At 37.3% G+C, this 18,308-nt stretch carries 20 protein-coding genes; 9 read left to right on the top strand and 11 right to left on the bottom strand.

All coding sequences use genetic code 11. The features are described from left to right. Positions 1-6: 6 nt before the first annotated feature. Entirely contained in the window at positions 7-1,935 is a 1,929-nt protein-coding gene (gene ltaS / locus BG04_RS15705; protein ID WP_034654171.1) for a lipoteichoic acid synthase, read from the bottom strand. A gap of 393 nt (positions 1,936-2,328) precedes the next feature. Between ltaS and BG04_RS15700 the strand changes: the two genes are divergently transcribed. The 6 genes from BG04_RS15700 to BG04_RS15675 all read left to right on the top strand — a co-directional run bounded on the left by BG04_RS15700 (position 2,329) and on the right by BG04_RS15675 (position 5,433). Beyond that, a complete protein-coding gene (locus tag BG04_RS15700) occupies positions 2,329-2,511 on the top strand; it encodes a YolD-like family protein (RefSeq protein WP_013081871.1) in 183 nt (60 codons plus the stop codon). A 149-nt stretch (positions 2,512-2,660) separates the two neighbouring features. Next, the gene (locus BG04_RS15695; protein ID WP_013081870.1) at positions 2,661-2,879 is read left to right on the top strand and encodes a helix-turn-helix transcriptional regulator; all 219 of its coding nucleotides are present in this window, start codon (positions 2,661-2,663) and stop codon (positions 2,877-2,879) included. Next, complete coding sequence (locus tag BG04_RS15690; protein ID WP_034654174.1) at positions 2,869-3,339, top strand: DUF2178 domain-containing protein; 471 nt, start codon at positions 2,869-2,871, stop codon at positions 3,337-3,339. Before BG04_RS15695 ends, BG04_RS15690 begins: the two co-directional genes overlap by 11 nt. A 215-nt stretch (positions 3,340-3,554) precedes the next feature. Continuing rightward, positions 3,555-3,941 (top strand): hypothetical protein, encoded by a 387-nt coding sequence (locus BG04_RS15685; RefSeq protein ID WP_034654178.1) that lies wholly within the window; start codon positions 3,555-3,557, stop codon positions 3,939-3,941. 12 nt (positions 3,942-3,953) lie between these two features. After that, positions 3,954-4,877, top strand: a complete 924-nt coding sequence (locus BG04_RS15680) for an FAD:protein FMN transferase (protein WP_034654180.1) — start codon at positions 3,954-3,956, stop codon at positions 4,875-4,877. Next, positions 4,852-5,433, top strand: a complete 582-nt coding sequence (locus BG04_RS15675; RefSeq protein ID WP_034654182.1) for a ferric reductase-like transmembrane domain-containing protein — start codon at positions 4,852-4,854, stop codon at positions 5,431-5,433. The genes BG04_RS15680 and BG04_RS15675 overlap by 26 nt, the downstream gene beginning before the upstream one ends. Positions 5,434-5,465: 32 nt before the next feature. Here BG04_RS15675 and gdh read toward each other — a convergent pair whose 3' ends face one another. The 4 genes from gdh to BG04_RS15655 all read right to left on the bottom strand — a co-directional run bounded on the left by gdh (position 5,466) and on the right by BG04_RS15655 (position 9,616). Beyond that, positions 5,466-6,251 carry a glucose 1-dehydrogenase gene (gdh, locus tag BG04_RS15670; protein ID WP_013055546.1) on the bottom strand — a complete coding sequence of 262 codons (786 nt, stop codon included), beginning with the start codon at positions 6,249-6,251 and terminating at the stop codon, positions 5,466-5,468. Positions 6,252-6,268: 17 nt separating this feature from the next. Beyond that, the gene (locus BG04_RS15665) at positions 6,269-7,129 is read right to left on the bottom strand and encodes a RhaT/GlcU family sugar-proton symporter (RefSeq protein WP_034654184.1); all 861 of its coding nucleotides are present in this window, start codon (positions 7,127-7,129) and stop codon (positions 6,269-6,271) included. 219 nt (positions 7,130-7,348) lie between these two features. Then, positions 7,349-8,035, bottom strand: coding sequence for a response regulator (locus BG04_RS15660; protein WP_013081863.1), 687 nt, complete (start codon positions 8,033-8,035; stop codon positions 7,349-7,351). 12 nt (positions 8,036-8,047) lie between these two features. Beyond that, positions 8,048-9,616: an ATP-binding protein gene (locus tag BG04_RS15655; protein ID WP_016763136.1), complete on the bottom strand. Its 1,569-nt coding sequence runs from the start codon at positions 9,614-9,616 to the stop codon at positions 8,048-8,050. Between the two features lie 108 nt (positions 9,617-9,724). Here BG04_RS15655 and BG04_RS15650 point away from each other — a divergent pair, with 108 nt between their 5' ends. Next, a complete protein-coding gene (locus tag BG04_RS15650) occupies positions 9,725-10,783 on the top strand; it encodes a DctP family TRAP transporter solute-binding subunit (RefSeq protein WP_016763135.1) in 1,059 nt (352 codons plus the stop codon). 145 nt (positions 10,784-10,928) lie between these two features. After that, positions 10,929-12,197, top strand: coding sequence for a dicarboxylate/amino acid:cation symporter (locus tag BG04_RS15645; protein ID WP_013081860.1), 1,269 nt, complete (start codon positions 10,929-10,931; stop codon positions 12,195-12,197). Between the two features lie 75 nt (positions 12,198-12,272). On the opposite strand, the gene BG04_RS31355 is transcribed toward BG04_RS15645, so the two are convergent. Both BG04_RS31355 and BG04_RS15640 read right to left on the bottom strand, forming a co-directional pair. Beyond that, complete coding sequence (locus BG04_RS31355; protein ID WP_165802478.1) at positions 12,273-12,410, bottom strand: hypothetical protein; 138 nt, start codon at positions 12,408-12,410, stop codon at positions 12,273-12,275. A 133-nt stretch (positions 12,411-12,543) separates the two neighbouring features. Beyond that, entirely contained in the window at positions 12,544-13,209 is a 666-nt protein-coding gene (locus BG04_RS15640) for a TerC family protein (protein WP_034654187.1), read from the bottom strand. Between the two features lie 376 nt (positions 13,210-13,585). Between BG04_RS15640 and BG04_RS15635 the strand changes: the two genes are divergently transcribed. Next, complete coding sequence (locus BG04_RS15635; RefSeq protein ID WP_013081858.1) at positions 13,586-13,768, top strand: YolD-like family protein; 183 nt, start codon at positions 13,586-13,588, stop codon at positions 13,766-13,768. Between the two features lie 161 nt (positions 13,769-13,929). On the opposite strand, the gene bioA is transcribed toward BG04_RS15635, so the two are convergent. From bioA to BG04_RS15615, 4 genes are all read right to left on the bottom strand, one after another. Beyond that, positions 13,930-15,303 carry an adenosylmethionine--8-amino-7-oxononanoate transaminase gene (gene bioA / locus BG04_RS15630; RefSeq protein ID WP_034654190.1) on the bottom strand — a complete coding sequence of 458 codons (1,374 nt, stop codon included), beginning with the start codon at positions 15,301-15,303 and terminating at the stop codon, positions 13,930-13,932. Beyond that, positions 15,284-16,006 carry a dethiobiotin synthase gene (gene bioD, locus BG04_RS15625; RefSeq protein WP_034654192.1) on the bottom strand — a complete coding sequence of 241 codons (723 nt, stop codon included), beginning with the start codon at positions 16,004-16,006 and terminating at the stop codon, positions 15,284-15,286. The genes bioA and bioD overlap by 20 nt, the downstream gene beginning before the upstream one ends. A gap of 30 nt (positions 16,007-16,036) precedes the next feature. After that, positions 16,037-16,600 carry a biotin transporter BioY gene (locus BG04_RS15620; protein ID WP_013081856.1) on the bottom strand — a complete coding sequence of 188 codons (564 nt, stop codon included), beginning with the start codon at positions 16,598-16,600 and terminating at the stop codon, positions 16,037-16,039. 136 nt (positions 16,601-16,736) lie between these two features. Beyond that, entirely contained in the window at positions 16,737-18,173 is a 1,437-nt protein-coding gene (locus BG04_RS15615) for an amino acid permease (RefSeq protein ID WP_013055535.1), read from the bottom strand. Positions 18,174-18,308: the final 135 nt, after the last annotated feature.

Genomic DNA, 18,308 nt, shown 5'->3' with positions numbered 1-18,308 from the left:
TTAGCTTTATTTAGCTGATGTTTCTGTTTCTTCTTTCCCGTACATATATTTCGAAGGGTCGACTGTTTGGAAATCCTTCAGCTTGTGGAAACGAAGCAAGTCTCCATAAAGCACTTGATCAGATAACTCCAATTCTTTCGCTACCTTCTGTTTATAAGCTTTCATTTGATTATTTTCTTTAAGCGCTTGGCCCGTCTTAGAATCATAATACGTTCCATCCACTAATGTATATCTAGGAGATACGTAGTTGCCATTGCGGAATGCCACTACATCATCATGATCCTTAGAAAATAAATCTGTGCCAAATTGGATAAACTCTTTGCTGTCAATCCCTACTAAATGAAGAAGAGTTGGCACAACGTCAATTTCTCCACCGTACGTATGATTAACTCCGCCTTTTACTCCAGGAACGTGAATGAATAGAGGTACACGCTGCAGCTGAGCATTTTCATAAGGCGTAATTTCTTTTCCCATTACTTTTTCCATTGCCGCATTATGATTTTCAGAAATACCGTAGTGATCTCCATAAATCATAATCACAGAATTATCATAAAGCCCAGAAGCTTTCAGTTCTTGGAAGAAAGATTGCAATGATTCGTCTAAATAACGAGCCGTTTGGAAATAACGGTCAACTGTTGCATCGCCCGTGTTAGCAGGCTGTATGCTTGCCTCATTGTTTCCAAGTAAAAATGGAAAATGATTTGTTAACGTAATTAAATGCGCATAGAACGGCTGTGGTAAAGACTGCAGCATTGGAACAGATTCTTTAAAGAACGGTTTGTCTTTTAAGCCATAATTAATTTTATTTTCACCCGTCATATTGTAATAACTTGCATCAAAGAACTTATCCACACCGAACTGCTTGTAAATTTCGTTACGGTTCCAAAACGTCTTATAGTCTCCGTGCAGCACAGCGCTCGTATAGCCAGCTTTTTGATCCAAAATAGCTGGTGCTGCCTGATACGTATTGCTTCCTTTCAGTACAAAGGCGGAACCTTGAGGAAGGCCGTATAGAGAGTTGTCCATCATCAGCTCAGCATCTGATGTTTTTCCTTGTCCCGTTTGATGAAAGAAGTTATCAAAATACGTAAAGTCATTTCCATGGGCCAACGAATTTAAGAAAGGTGTCACTTCCTGACCATTTAATTTGTAATCAATTAAAAAAGACTGAAATGATTCCAAATGAATTTTAATAATATTTTTCCCTTTAGCTTTTCCAAAATAAACGGAATTAGGCTCCGCATAATGACTGTTTTTAAAATTAACGACGTTTGTTAAATCATTGCTGCTTGCAAAAGCTCGCTGTTTAGAGTTTTGAGCAGTCTGAACACCGTCATACATCGTATAATTATAGGCGCCTAAATACTTTACTAGATAATTGCGGTCAAAAGTTCGAGATAGAAGCTGCGGGCGATCAATTTCTGCTAATGTTAAGTTGACAGAAAAGACCATGAATCCTAAAGAAAGAATGGTTACAGCATTCTTAACCGATACTTTTTCATTATGCCAGTCAATTTTTTTACTAAAAAAGAAGAAAAAATAAATAATAAAATCAACAAAATAAAAAACATCATGTGCTTTTAATAAATCCATAATGCTTCCGCCCATACTTCCTGCATTACTTGTCTGCAACAGTGTAGGAAGCGTTACAAAATCGTTAAAAAAGCGATAATAGAGAACGTTGCTGTATAACAGCAGCGTCATAATGAAACTGCCTGCAAGGATCCAAGCTCCTGCTTTTTTTCCTTTAAAAAATAAGCCGATTCCTAAAAAAATCAGCACTGAACTCACAGGGTTTATGAACAACAGCATTTGCTGCATTACGCCGCTTACGCCTAAGTTAAATTCAGTTTTATAAGCCACATACGACTTTATCCACATTAAAACAGCGGCTAATATGAAATAGTGCAGCGGCTTAGAAACGATTCGCTTCATTTTGATTTTCCTTTCTCGATTAGTTTATGAGTAGATTCACAAAGAACATATAGAAAACCTTTATCATTATACTCATAGAAAATGAAAATTAAATGAAATCCTAGCCTTCACAACCATAGATAGATTCTTTAAATTCATCTACTAGTTTACCTAATACCCACAAATAAATAAACTAAAATCACCTTTTTTATCATAAAACCCCTTCTTCCCTCATATACTGTATTCTGTTGCAACACCCGTACTGCAAACTTGTGCATTTTTTCACAATTTATCTACAAACTATTCTCATCTTGCTGTATAATAATAATTCTGCCTTGAGCATTCTCCAAATTCTTATGCTTAAGCTACAGCTTTCTTTTCATAACAGATGCACACATGAAAGGAGATGAATTAATGATTTTAAAAGCGTTAAAGAAAAACAAACATGTAACCGTGAATTATTACGAAAATGGCCTGCTTCAAACCTTCAAAGGAAAAATCCAAAATTTAAACCTAACCGACCAAACCCTCTCCCTACGAGATGAAAAACAAAACATTTTTTCCATTCGTTTGTCTGGCATTAAAGAAATTTATTAACAAAAAAGATCCTGAAGAACTCTTCTAGGATCTTTTTTTGTATTTTTTATCCATTAATCATTGAAAAATAATCCAATTAATGTTAAATTAACTTTACATAATGTTAAATCAACTTAACAAATTTATTAAAAAGTCAGCGGGGGATCATATTGACTCTTATTAATCACGTAAAAGAGCTTAGAGCTAAACATGGATATACGCAAGGAGATTTAGCTGAAAAAGTTGGAGCCACTCGCCAAACCATCGCAGCTATTGAAAAGGGAAATTACGTTCCTTCCCTACTACTTGGTTTAACAATTTGTGATGTCTTTCAATTAAAAATGGAAGATGTTTTTACACTTCAAAAGGAGGAGAAAAATGTTGAGTAATGTTATTAAATCTTATTTGTTGAATGTAGTGTCTCTGTTGTGCGTAGGTTGGTTTTTATATGATTTTTTAAGCCTAAATATTCAATTTAGTGAAGTTATGACCCACCCTGAACCCCCGTGGGAAATTACTATGTCTATAGGGTCTTTTGCTTCTTTAATTGTGCTTTTAATCGTCTCATTTTTTTACTACCGCGCGCGTAAAAAGACGAAGAACGTTTCGCCTTTATTGTTCCCTTTTGAATTTGCAGAAGAAGATGAACGTGAAAAGATGATAACAGCAGAAGCTTGTAAGAAAGCCTTTGTTTTTCTCCTATTTTCTATTCCTATAGGTGCTATATTAATAGCTTTTTATCCGCTGCTACCTAATTCTTTTAGCTTCTATCCCATTGCCGTTCTTTTGCTTCTTTCTCTTGTGCAGTTAACGGTTTATTACGTATCAATTAGTAAGATTTACCGCTGATTAAAAAAAGGTTGTTCTAAAAAGAACAACCTTTTTTTAATCTAATAATTCGCTGAATTCCCCCACAAAAATAATCCGCCCTACATCTATTTCACTATTTTTTCATTTTCTCTGTCTATATTGAACTATAACAATTGAACGATGTATGTTACCTTCCATTGCAGTTTTTCTTCAGTGTTCAGTTGCAAAATAGGAAAGATAAAAGGAGCATATCAATGGCAGCTAATAAATGGACAAAATGGATGGTTGGTTTATCGAGCGTTGCTGCATTTACCACTTTTGTAGGACTTTCTCAAAAATATGATCAAACAAATTCAACAGCTACAGCACTAAATAACGATACATCAGCCAGTAATTCATCGCAAACCCAAACGGAAGATGAGACGGACCTATTTCCAAATTCAGGACCTGACTCCAATACGGACAATGGAACTAACGGGCAAGATCAGTGGTCAAATGACCGTTCTAATGAGCAAAGTGATCAATGGTCAGACGATGATTCGAGTAATCAGCAAGACCAGTGGTCAAATGATAATTCCTCCAATGGCCAGGATAACTGGGGGAATAATAATGATCCCTCTATGCAATCAAGACCTTCTTAAGGATGTGATGTAATGAGCTACTCATTTAAAGCGATGAATACCGAATTTAATGTATATCAGCTGGAAACACCTGTAATCAAAAAAGTGGAGAGCTGGTGTTATCTTGTAGAAGAAACCCTAAGCCGCTTTCTTCCAACAAGCGAGCTTTCACAGCTTAATTCGCTGAACGGAAGATTATTTTTACCGTCAAAAATGTTGTATGAAGCTGTAAAAACAGCCTCTTACTATTACAATGAGACAAACGGAATTTTCAACCCATTTCTTTATCATTCTATTCAAACTCTAGGATATAACCAAAGTTTTGAACAACTGCCTAACAATCAGCTTCCTCAAGAAATAGCAGCTTTTGATGCTGTTAACCCTATTATGATTCACAAAGGAATGAGAAGTATTCAGCTTGCTTCTAATGTCGGTCTGGATTTAGGCGGAATCGCAAAAGGTTGGAGCATTCAGCAAATGGCGAATCAATTAAAGAAAAAAGGAACTTCACTTGGTGGAATCGATGGAGGGGGTGATATTGTAACGTGGGGGCCTGCTAGCAAGCACTGGTCCATTGCGCTCTCTCATCCATTTGATTTATCAAAAAATCTCATGAGTATTAAAGTAAAGAGCAACAGCGGCATTGCCACAAGCAGTGTGGGCAAGCGATTGTGGAAAGTAAACGGACACACTCACCATCATATTATTGACGGCAGAATCAGCAAGCCTAGTTCATCAGAGCTTCTGCAAGTAACGGTTGTTTCAGAAGACTTGACCGTTTCTGAAGTCTATGCAAAATGCATGCTTATTCTCGGGTGGGACGCCGGATTAAGATTAGCTAAAATGCATCACCCTTCTTTAGAGGTAATTGCGGTTACAAAAGAAGGCGAAGTGTTAATCGAAAAAAATGTGAAAGGTCAGGTATACCATTATGGCTACTCTCCTCGCGCAATTTAGTGCCCACTTTCCCGTTTGGAATACCATTCGGGCAGCCGGCTTAACTTCTTATTTGCTCATGTTTGTATCGGTTGCCGCTGGCATTTCTCACAGCTTTTCATTTTTTAAACCAAAACGAAAAAAACAGCTTTTGCTGGTTCATCAATCATCAGGGTGGTTCGGATTATTATTTGGCATGATTCACGGACTTGTTTTATCATTGGATCAATCTATTCATTTTTCAATTTCTGACATTTTAATTCCGTTCACTTCCGATTACAAACCAATTAGCACAGGTCTTGGTACTATTTCACTCTACATTTTATTTGTACTGATTATCACATCCGATTTTATAAGACAGCTGGGGAGAAAAACATGGAAAGCCATTCATTTTCTTGCTTTTCCAGGCTATTTGCTCGCACTGTATCACGGCATTACTTCTGGAACAGATACACAGCAACCGCTTATTGTTGGGATGTACAGCATCACTGGCTGCATCGTTTTGATTTTGCTTTTTTTACGAATTCAACACCAGTCATCAGCTCCTAAGAATCCCAAAAAAGCTCAGGAAAACTAAAAAACGCACTCTATCATAGAGTGCGTTTTTTCTTATCCGCGTCCTGCTTGGAATGATGGGTACTGTGTCATACCGCCGTCAGCAAAGAGTGTAATCCCTGTTACATAACTTGCCTCTGAAGAAGCTAGCCATGCAGCAACCGCTGCAATTTCTTCCGGCTCTCCAATGTATCCCATTGGAATCATGCTTTCTACATCTGCACGCTGCTCAGGATCAGCAAATTTCTCAGCGTTAATCGGTGTATTAATCGCTCCCGGTCCAATGTTATTTACACGAATACCTTTTGGAGCGTATTCTAATGCAAGTGTTTCGGTCATGAGCTTCATTCCGCCTTTACTTGCTGCGTAATGAACAAATAATGGCCAAGGAATTTTCTCGTGAACACTCGACATGTTAATAACTGTTCCCTTAATATCATTTTCCACAAAATATTTAATCGCTTCACGGCTGCCTAAAAATGCTCCCGTTAAGTTCGTATCAATGACTTTATTCCAATCACTTAAAGACATTTCATGAGACGAAACCGGATTTTCCATTCCTGCGTTATTAATCATAACGTCTAGCTTTCCAAATTCTTTAATAGCAGATTGAACTAAATTGATCACATCAGACTCAACTGTTACATCACCTTTGACGGCAATAGCCTCTCCGCCCACTTTTTTAATTTCTTCTAAAACGCTGTTAGCTTCTTCTTCTTTCGAACGATAGTTCACAACTACTTTAGCTTTTTCTGTCGCAAAACGAATCGCCATTGCTTTTCCTAAACCGGTAGATGAACCTGTTATGACAACTACTTTTCCTTCTAAATCTTTATACATTGCTAATAACCTCCTAGTTAGCTTTTGGCGAGCCCTAACATGACTCCTGCTATGATAATCAATATAATCCCAATAATAATCCCAACTAGCTGACGCTTCGTTTTCTTCTCACCTAAAATAATGATTCCGCCTAATGTTGAAATGACGATTCCCATTTGGGAAAGCGAAAAGCTTGTCGCTACACCCACTTTAGGTTGTGAGATGAATAAAAACATATTACCAGCGGCCCAAATAAGACCTGGGATAATGTTGCGAATTGCATATTTATTAAATGGCTTATGCTTAAACGTCAGCAATACTCCTCCAATAACCATACCAATCGCTTGAGGTAATAAAGCCGACCATCCGTCTACATTAAATAGACGGGCTACTACAACATAAACTAAATAACCAACGGTTGAAATTAATAAAATAACAATTCCTTTTTTGAAGTTTCCTTTTCCTTCTTCAGCCTCTTTCTCTTCTTTGCTTTGAAGTGATGCTAAAACAATCCCTACAATAATAAAGATAAGAGCGAGCACACCAAGAATGATTGAAGTTTTTGTAGACCACTCGTGAAACACAATTACTCCAAACAATGAAGTGGAAACTAACTGAAGCCCAGTTGAAATAGGCATCGTTTTAGAAACTCCCATTAAATCAATACTTTTCAGCTGATTACTTTGTCCAACTGCCCAAAATAGCCCCGATACAACTCCAACCCCAAAGATTAAAGGTGTAAACGTAGGGTGTACAAAAATATAAATACCGATGGAGAAAATTAAAGCTCCCAATGTGGTTCCAAGCGTTTGACTATAAGGTCCTCCGCCTAGTTTCACATTAAAAAGCACAATGCTTCCCCAAAATATGGCTGGTAAGACGGCTAAAAATATGTCCATGTTTCAAAACCTTCCTGTGTTAAAATTAAATGTCAAAGTGCATATTCCCCAATTTTTCCGCCATTAATCCCTTTTCAGGGACATTTTATGGATTAATGACCGCACGAAATATTCTTTGGGTAGCGAAAACTGTATACCTTAATTTGTTCTAGGAGAGAAAAAGATATACTTTCTAACGCAAAAAAACAGCTTTTCCAAATAAAAGCTGTTCTGTATAGTTTAATTTATTTTTAACATATAGCGATTAATAGGTCTCCCCACTCTGCCGTATTCAACTGATAATTTCAGCTCGTTTTCCTGTTCTAAAAACTCTAAATACCTTCTTGCTGTAACACGCGCAATTCCTACGCCGTCCGCCACTTCTTCAGCAGAAATTGGATGATTTTGTTCGGAAAGATATTGTTGTATCCTCCTTAACGTAACCGCATTTAGCCCCTTGGGAAGCAAATCGGCTTTTTCTTCGAATTGCTGAAACAGCATAGAATCTAATTCAGACTGAGTAATATGTTCTTTTTGACTTATTTTAACTTGAAACGAACGATACTGCTCAAGCGCTTGCTTCATTCGTTCAAACTTGAACGGTTTCATAATATAATCCACAGCGCCATATTGAAGAACTTTGCGTACGGTTTCAATATCACTTGCAGCCGTAACTGCTATCACATCTGTTTTATAGCCATTTGCTCGAATTTGCTGTAAGGTGGTTAAGCCATCTTGACTAGGCATATACATATCAATAATCGTTAAATCAGGCTGATGCTGTTTAATGAGCTGTACCCCCTCTAAACCATTCGAAGCTGCAGCGATAACGGTGAACCCTTCAACTTGTTCAATAAATTGGCGGTTCACTTCTTGTACCATAGGATCGTCTTCTATGAGAAGCACGGTCCATGCTTTTTTATTCATTTCCCACTCCCCCTATAAAAAGAATGTAATGATAAAAGTCGTTCCAACATCTAATTCTGACTCTACTTCGATCTGACCGTTTCCTTTTTCAACAATTTGTTTTACTAAATGCAAACCAATTCCTCTATTTTCCTTTGCTTTGGTTGAAAAACCTTCATCAAAGATTCTCGCTACCTGATCCTCATTCATGCCACACCCGTTATCTTCAACTAATATAGAAAGAATGCCGTCATTTTGTTCCATACTTATATAGATCTTCCGTTCACGACGCTCCATATGTTGATACGAATCAAAAGCGTTCTCAATTAAGTTACCAATAATAATCACAAAATCATGATGATCTAAGTAAGGAGGAAATGAGTGAAGCTCGCTGTGGCGATCGATAGCTAACTCAATTCCAAGTTCTTTGGCACGGCTGACTTTGCTCAACAGCAATCCCGATATACTTTCATCTTTAATATGCTTATGAAGAAATTGGGTGAGCTCTTCTTGCTGTTCAGACACTTGAAAAACATACTGAAGAGCCTTGTCTTTATTTCCAAGTTGGATAAGCCCTGCAATCGTATGAAGTTTATTCATGTATTCATGGTTTTGAACTCTAAGAGCGCTTACAAATGATTTAACTCCTGTTAACTCTTCAGCTAATTTTTTAACTTCCGTTCTGTCTTGAAAAACAGCGACCGCACCGACTGTGTGATTATTAACCTTAATCGGCACACGATTGCTTAAAATATTCAAATTTCGAACTTGAAGCTCTCGATTATAAACAGGCTGATTAAGCTGCAGAATTTCTGGAAGCCTTGTATCTGGAATCACATCATAGATCTTTTTTCCAATTACCTCATCGGGTACATCCATCATAATTTTCGCTTTATGATTAAAAATAGTGATGTTCTCCTCTTTATCAATGGCAATGACTCCTTCATGCATGGCATTAAAGGTCTCCGTTCGTTCTACGAACAAACGAGCAATTTCATGAGGTTCAAGTTCAAACATCTCTTTTTTGATACGAGATGCAAGCGCCCACGCTCCCCATCCTCCAAAGAAAAGAGCAAGACCTGAGATAAGAAAGATTTCTTTTTTTAAACTTAAAATGACCTCTGTAAATTTCGGAAGAAGATAGCCTGAGACAACCACTCCTACTTGTTCATGCTGATCGTTTACAACGGGCACAAAAGAGCGAATGACCATTCCGCCTTCTCCTTTTGCTTTATCGGTATAGGTATGTTCTGCAAACGCCTGTCCCTCATCATCTCCTTTAGAGGTTTTTCCAACCATGCTTTGCAAAGGGTGAGACAAACGTTCATGATTCATATTCATAACCACTACATAATAAGCACCGTGAATAATGCGAATCGGCTCTACAATTTGATTAATGTTCTTACTATCTTTTTCAATTTTTTCTCGAATTTCAGGCATTTCAGCAACTGTTCTCGAAGTGATTAAAGCCCTTTGCTCTAAATCATTTTCTTTTGACTGTACAAAATTATTAATTACCACGATACTTGCTAAAAACAACGAAAAGGCCACGATAAAAAAGATTAACCCCGTCATTTTCGTTTGCATCGATAAGCGCATCATAGCGGAACACCTACTGCTGATTGAAGTTTATTTTAATTTTACCACGTTGAGAAATTGCGTGTTAGAATATTTGTAGAGAAAAATTATTGAATCGTGAGGTTGGACATTTTGAAGATGTTTATAGGGGCAAGTATCATTGTTAGCGTTTTCTTGATGATCTATGTTTTTTTGCAGTATACGGTTATAAATCAGGATAATGTGTATCATGACGATGAGCAAAAAGGATTAAATAAGCAAATTGTGATTAATTTTAGCCACGTGGTAGCTGAAAATACTCCAAAAGGCTTAGCCGCTCAAAAATTTGCTGAAATCGTTAATCAAAAATCGGATGGTAAAGTTAAAATTGAAGTATATTCAAACGGCGTATTGTATTCAGACGACGAAGAACTTGCCGCCCTTCGCCGAAATGATGTACAAATGATTGCACCTTCCATTTCAAAGCTAAGCGACCTCTCCTCTACGTGGCAACTTTTTGATCTTCCCTTCATTTTCGATGATTACAGCGAGGCAAAACAAGTGTTTACCGGTAAAATCGGACAGGATTTGTTGAGTACGCTGCAAGAGAAAAACATTAAAGGGCTTGCTTTATGGAGCAACGGCTTTAAACAAATGACTAGCAATACGAAACCTTTGCTCCATCCAGCAGATTTTCAAGGTCAAACATTTCGCATTATGCCAAGTGAAGTAATCAAAAAACAATTTGAACTTCTTGGCGCCAAGCCTCAGGCTGTCTCGTTTAATAAAGTATATCAATCCCTTGAACGACAGGAATTTGATGGACAGGAAAATACCATTTCTAATATTTATTCAAAACGTTTGTACGAGCTGCAAAAATATATGACCATCAGCAACCATGGATACTTGGGCTACGCTGTTCTAATGGATGAAAAGTATTGGGACAGCCTCCCTGAAGATGTAAAACAACTATTAAGTGATGCAATGGTAGAAACAACTAACTGGATTTGGACTCAATCAAAAATGATGAACGATGAACAGCTGCAGCAAATAAAAAATAAATCTGGCATGCGCGTTTATTACTTAAATGATTTACAAAAAGCTGAATGGAAAAAACAGTTTAACTCTCTTTATCAATCGTTTGAAAACAATGCCACAAAACAAACGCTTGATATCATTCAACAAATAAAAAATATCGAAAGCAAAAAGTGATGACTATATGTTCATCACTTTTTTTGACCAAAATGACCAAAAAGAACATTATCACCAGAAATATAAATAGTTAAAATTATCAGTTAATATAAGGATAAGAATAATGTAAACGTTAACAAAAACATTCTCGAAAGGAGCATTACGTATGAAATTAAGTTTTAAAAATCTAACTGTTCAAGTTGTTATCGGTATCCTTCTTGGTATTGCAATTGGCTTCATGTTTCCTGAATTTGGAGCTAAATTAAAAGTATTGGCTGATATCTTCATTAAATTAATTAAGATGGTGATTGCCCCAATTATTTTCTTAACAGTGGTCATCGGTATCGGAAGCATGGGAGATTTAAAGAAAGTGGGACGAATTGGAGGTAAAGCTCTTTTATACTTTGAGATTGTCACTACTTTTGCCTTAGCAATTGGAATTATCGTTGTAAACTTTATCAAACCTGGGGCTGGCTTTAATATCAATGGCGCAAGCGGAGCTGATGTTACTCAATATACGCAGCAAGCAGCTGAAGCGGAGCATGGCTTTATGGAGTTTATCATGGGAATTATTCCAGACAGCGTATTTGGCGCAATGGCAAATGGTGAATTATTGCCAATCTTATTCTTTGCCGTACTATTTGGAATGGCTACAGCTACACTCGGCGAAAAAGCGGCTCCTGTCATTACATTCTTTGAACGCTGTACAGATATTTTCTTTGGAATTGTTAATATGATTATGAAACTTTCACCTATTGCCGCGTTTGGAGCGATGGCTTATACGATCGGTAACTTTGGAATAGGCTCTCTTCAAAAACTCGGTTTCTTAATGGGATCTGTTTACATTACTATGTTCTTATTTATTGTATTTGTACTTGGAACCATTGCTAAGATTTATGGATTTAATATTTTTAAATTCATTGCTTTTATTAAAGAAGAAATTCTACTTGTATTAGGTACGTCTTCTTCGGAATCTGCACTGCCAAAAATGATGGACAAAATGGAGAAGTACGGATGTTCAAAATCTGTAGTAGGACTTGTCATTCCAACTGGTTACTCATTTAACCTAGATGGAACAGCAATCTACTTATCAATGGCTGCTATCTTTATCGCTCAAGCGTATGGAGTCGACCTGTCGTTAATGCAAGAGATTACGCTACTTGGTATTTTAATGTTAACGTCTAAAGGAGCTGCCGGAGTTACTGGCTCTGGATTTATTACACTAGCAGCTACGCTTGCTGCATTCCCGATGATTCCAGTTGAAGGAATCGCGCTGTTAATTGGGGTAGACCGCTTTATGTCGGAAGCTCGTGCCATTACAAACTTAATTGGAAATGGTGTAGCAACTGTAGTTGTATCGAAAATGGAAAATGAATTTCATCCTCCTGTAGAAACAGTACAAGACGTTAATTCCGCACCTCCATTAGCTAAGTAATAAAAAAAGAGGTTGAGACATAGCCAGATGAATTCAATCTAAAGACGAATAAATGGGATACATGAGCTGAACCGCTTATGACACCGCAGTTGATTTCCGTACAAGACTTCGCTTTCCGCGGGCGGCCGATGAGCCTCCTCGTCGCGTACGCTCCTGCGGGGTCTCATCTGTTCCGCTTTTCCCGCAGGAGTCTTCGCCTTGTCCTCCAATCAACTGCTAGATGGATCTAAACAAATGAAGCCTACGTTCATCCCAACAAAAAAACGAATCACTAATCAAAATGTTTGATTAGTGGTTCGTTTTTCACTTCATCTTAAATACTTTTGTCCCAACCTCTTTTTTAGGATTAATGCGTTTCTTTTTTAGAACGTCCGCTAAGTTTCCCAACAACAACAACTAAAATAGCTAACAAAATAGGAATAATCGTATGCAAATGCGGATTTAACCCTTCTAATACGTGTCCCACCGCTTTGTCTTTAAAGATCATTTCACCAGCAGTATAGCCAAGAAGCGCTGCTCCAGCAATGATGATAATTGGGAATTTTTCCATAATTTTCATTAAAAGCTGACTTCCCCAAATGATTAACGGAATGCTGATAACAAGACCAAGGATAATGAGTAGAATACTGCCGTTAGCCGCACCCGCAACCGCTACTACGTTATCTAAACTCATAACAAGATCCGCTATAATAATTGTTTTAATAGCACCTGCTAGAGTTGAATTCGCTTTAATATCTCCGTCATCTTCACCTTTTAAAAGACTAATCGCAATCCATAGAAGAAGCAGGCCTCCGATGAAATTTAAAAATGGAATTGTTAATAAATAGACAGCGACAAACGTTAGCCCTACACGTAATACAACCGCTCCTAATGTACCGAAAACAACCGCTTTGTTTCGATGCTCGTCCGGAAGATTCCGACAAGCTAAAGCAATCACGACTGCGTTATCGCCACTCAGTACAATGTTAATCAGTAAAATTTCTAAAAGATTTAAAATAAAACTCTGATCCATAAAAAAACTCCTTGATTGATTTTTATTAGTCTATTTCTCTATCTCTTATTTCATTACTAGAAATAGAGAACTAAAACTCTATCAATATAACCCGTTCTTACCCTTTAATGAAAAGAAGTAGTTATTTCACTAACAGTATTTTATCACTAAAAAGAAATTTGAAATAGGTATTTGTAAAGGAAAAGTCAGTTCATTACAATAAATCAAACCTTATCCTTTATCTTTCATCTATTTTTCACCATCGCTCTCTACTATTAGTAGCAGGAGAGCATTTATAAAAAATAGAGTGATTTTTATAAATAATACAAGCCTCCAATGCTTCTTCGTTATTTTGTAGTTTTTCGTCAGCTACGATATAAGAAAGGAGAAAATAGGTATGATTTTAAAAGCGCTAAAAACAAATAAATTATTAACTATTAACTATCAAAACAACGGTTTTGTTCAAACGGTAAAAGGTTATATTCAAAACTTAAACTTACTCGAACAAACTCTTCTATTAAAAGATGAAAATCAGCATGTACGATCACTTCGCCTATCAAGTATTAAAAATATTTATTGATAAAAAAAAGAAGAGATTGAGAGATAACTACACCAATCAACCGCTAGAAGCAGCTAAATAGAGTACATTCACGTTACCATAACCATAAAAAGATCCGAACGCTTCATCGTTCGGATCTTTTTTCAACTAAATAAAAAACTTTTGTCCTATCCTCTTGTTATTTAACTCACTGTATGACGTGCGATTACTTCTTTAATTGATTCATATACAATTTCAACCATTGTTTTTAATTCTTCGTTTGTCATTGAAAGAATAGGCATCATCGTAATCACAGGACCTAGCTCTCTAATAATTAAACCTTTTTGGCGAGCGGCTAAAATAATGTCTCCCATCACTTTTTTATCTCCAAAAATCGATTTTGTTTGACGGTCTTTCACAATCTCGATTCCTGCCATTAAACCTCGTTGTCTAATGTCTCCCACATTAGGCAGTTCATAAAGCTTTAATAGATAGCGTTTAAAAACTTTTTCCTTTTCTTTTACACTACGGATTAATTCTCTTTCTTCTATCAGTTCAATATTTTTAAGCGCTACTGCACAGGCTAATTGATTTCCCGTATACGTATGGCCATGGAAGAACGTTTTATTTTCATCCGGATGAGCTAAAAAAGCATTAAATATCTTTTCGCTTGTTAACGTAGCAGCAAGCGGCATATATCCTCCTGTTATCCCTTTTCCTACACACATAATATCCGGTACAACATCTTCTTGTTCACATGCAAACAGCGTTCCTGTTCGTCCAAATCCAACTGCTACTTCGTCACAAATCAGCAATACCCCGTACGCTTTGCACAGCAGCTCTACTTGTTTTAAAAAACCGGGAGGATGGGTAATAATACCCGCTGCTCCTTGCACAAGCGGTTCAATAATCAACCCGGCTACTTCTTCCCCTTTGTTCTGCAAGAGCTTCTCTAGCTGGTGAATACAGTAAGCTGAAGCTTGCTCTTCCGTTTCAAATCCTTCCATACGGTAAGTATAAGGAGAAGGTGCGGGAATTCGTTCAAACAGCAATGGCTTAAAGATGCGATGAAATAAATCCATGCCTCCTACACTGACTGCCCCGATTGTATCTCCGTGATATGCCTCATTCAATGAGATAAATTTACTTTTGTTTTTGTACTTTACAGAGTCGAGATTTTGCCAATATTGATAGGCAATTTTCAACGCAATTTCAACAGCGGCGGAGCCTGTATCAGAGTAGAAGACTTTCGATAAGCTGCCAGGAGTAATTTCCGCTAGCTTTTTGGCTAACAAAATGGATGGAACGTTTGCCGATCCAAGCAGCGTAGAATGCGCTAATCTTTCCACTTGTATATGTAAAGCTGTATTTAATTCCGGATCATTATGTCCATGCACGTTCACCCATAGAGAAGCGTATCCATCTAAATATTTGTTTCCCTCTACATCATATAAATAGCTTCCTTCTCCTCTTTCAATAATAAGAGGGTTGGATTGACGATAAGCTTTCATTTGTGTAAACGGATGCCATACATATTCTTTATCCCATTTCTCCAGCTCAGCTTTTTGATACGGCACAGTCAAACACCTCCTGAATATGTTGAATAACACTTTTTTGCCTCATCATTTTCTCAATATATGCATCTAACTCTTCATCGATATGTGTGAATACTGGAACGGTCATTAGAGATGATATTTGAAGCAGCTTTTCAATCGTTCGAACATTGTCGTTATGAATGATACTGCTGTGATTAAAACGATTAAAAATGAGTCCGTTGATTTTAAGGTGATGCTCACTTGCATATGAAAAGGTAGAAAGCGCATCATGAATAGCTCCTAATCCCGTCGTTCCAACAGCAATAACCGGCATTTGTGCATCTATCATCAAATCTTTTGTCATATAAAACGTTGTTTCCTCCTCAATTAAAGGCACGGCAAGACCTCCCGCTCCTTCTACGAGCACTACATCAAATTTCTTTTTTAATTCATTAATGCGTTTTAAGACGATTGAAGGCTCCACTTGCTTGTTGCTCAGTGCAATAGCCAAATGAGGAGACGTCTCCGGCTTTAACTGATAAATACCCGTATCTGCTACTCCAAGCCTTGTTTCAAACCAGTGAATATCTGGATAACCTCCAATTTCGTCTTGGTAGCCAGTTTGAAATGGTTTGCAAATTGTCGTTTTTATTCCTAGACGACCAAGTACTTTATACAAAATACTTGTAACCAGGGTTTTTCCAATATCTGTTCCAGTTCCCGTAATAAAATACGCTTTGCCCATTTTTTTCTCTCCTTTTTTTCTATGTCTTAGTTACCCCGCTTTGACCCGCTTTGATGACAAACGACTAAATTGAGGCTGCATTCGGTGAATCAGCACTGAACATAAAATACATAACAAAAGATCTCCAGGCATTGGCAAAACAGCTCCAAAAAGAAGTGTATCACTCAGTGAAAGAGGCTTTTCAATTATCCATTTCATTGCTCCGTAAAGCCAGAAGCAGCCGACTGCGTACACAATAGCTAACGTAGATAAATTAGCTGAAAAGATAGAAAAAGGTTTCTTTAAGTCATATTTTTGAATAAGGTAGCCGTTCATAAATGCACCCATAGCATAGCCAATTAAATAGCCAAACGTTGGTTTGAAGATATACCCTAAACCTCCTCCTTCTGCAAAAACCGGAACACCGATTAACCCAATACCTATGTAGCATAGCTGACTATACAAACCTAAACGCGGACCTAACAGCGCACCGGCTAAATAAACAGGAACAATTTGAAGAGTAAACGGTATGTAGGGAATAGGAATTTTTATAAATGCACCAATCGCCGTTAAAGCTGCAAATAAGGAAACATACGCCATTGTTTTCGGTTTCATATTCACCCTCCTTTCTCTTTTCATTGCTTTAAGTTTGCAATAATTTCTTTTTATTTGTCAACTTAATTTTATTACTAGTTTACAAATAATCAATAAAAAAAGACGCAAAAACCTAGGCTTTTGCGTCTTTTGATTTTTATAAAATTACTTTTTTGTCGTCTTTAAGCTGCACTTCTTGACGGCTGATAGATAAATCAACTTTCTTTTTTACACGTGCATGATAATAAGCATAAAACAGCAGCGCTAGTGGAATACCGACATACAACGCCATTCGCTGTTCTGCATCAAATGCCATGCTTCCCAATACGATTGTATTTAATACTAATGCGATTAAAGGTAATACCGGGTAAAGAGGGACTTTAAATTTTAAATCCTCGATTTGCCCTCCTTGATTTATATATCTTTTTCTAAATGCAAGCAGTGATGCAGCAATCGTAATCCAGCCGATTTGTGCACCTAAACCCGCTGCAGAAATGAGCCATACAAATACTGTTTCTTGAGCAAAGAATCCTGAAAGTAAAGATAAAAGCGCAATGCCTAATGTTAAAAGCAGGGCATTCATCGGCACACCGCGTTTATTTACTTTCATGAAAGCTGAACTTGCCATGTTATCTTTTGACAATGAATACAGCATACGCGTTGCTGCATAAAGACCTGAGTTAGCTACAGATAACAGTGCCGTTAGGATAACAAAGTTCATAATATCTGCTGCATATGGAATACCAATTTGGTCAAATACAACAACAAATGGACTCTCAACTACGCCTGCTTTTTCAAGCGGAATCATACCCGCTAAGACAGCTACAGCTAGTACAAAAAATACAAGCGTTCTCCATACCGTTTGTTTAATGGCTCTTGGTACAGTCTTGTCTGGGTTTTCACTTTCCCCAGCCGCTACACCAATAAGCTCCGTGCCTTGGAATGAAAAGTTAACTGTAATCATGGTAATCAACACGGCACTAATTCCGTGAGGAAACACGCCATGAGCCGTATAATTAGAGAAAAGCGGTGCGCTGTCTCCATTACTTAGTGGAAGAAAACCAAACATAGCAGCTCCACCAAGCACGATAAATAAAATAATAGCTAACACTTTAATGCTGGCAAACCAAAACTCCGCTTCACCAAACGCTTTAGCTGACAGTGCATTTAATGAGAATAATAAAAGGGCAAATATAGCACACCAGATCCATACAGGAGAATCAGGAAACCATCTTTGCATAAGCTGACCTGCTGACAAAAATTCTAATGCAACCGTTACAGCCCAGCCCAACCAATATAACCATCCAAAAGCGAAACCAACACCAGGGCCAATAAATTTTGTTGTATATGTCTGAAACGAACCCGAAACTGGCATTGCTACTGCAAGTTCCCCTAAGCAAAGCATTGTTAAGTACATAATGAAGCCACCTACGATAAACGAAAGGATAGCTCCAATCGCTCCTGCTTGGCTAATCGTGTATCCTGTTCCTAAAAAGAACCCTGTACCGATAACCCCGCCGAGCGAAATCATAAACAAATGTCTGCTTTTCATCGTCTTTTTTAATTCATTTGTTTGCTGTTGTCCTTCTATCATATTAACGACATTTCCTTTCAACCTATTTATTACGAGATATTACCTAGAAAAAATTAATAAACCTTTGTTTTCTATGCATATTTACTTACATATTTATGCGGTGTTCTCAATTTAAATGAAACAGCCTTTTGTAAT

Origin of the sequence: Priestia megaterium NBRC 15308 = ATCC 14581 (genome assembly GCF_000832985.1) — a bacterium.
Classification (GTDB): domain Bacteria; phylum Bacillota; class Bacilli; order Bacillales; family Bacillaceae_H; genus Priestia; species Priestia megaterium.
Note: the sequence above shows the minus strand (reverse complement) of the source record. Positions and strands in the feature narration are given on the sequence as shown.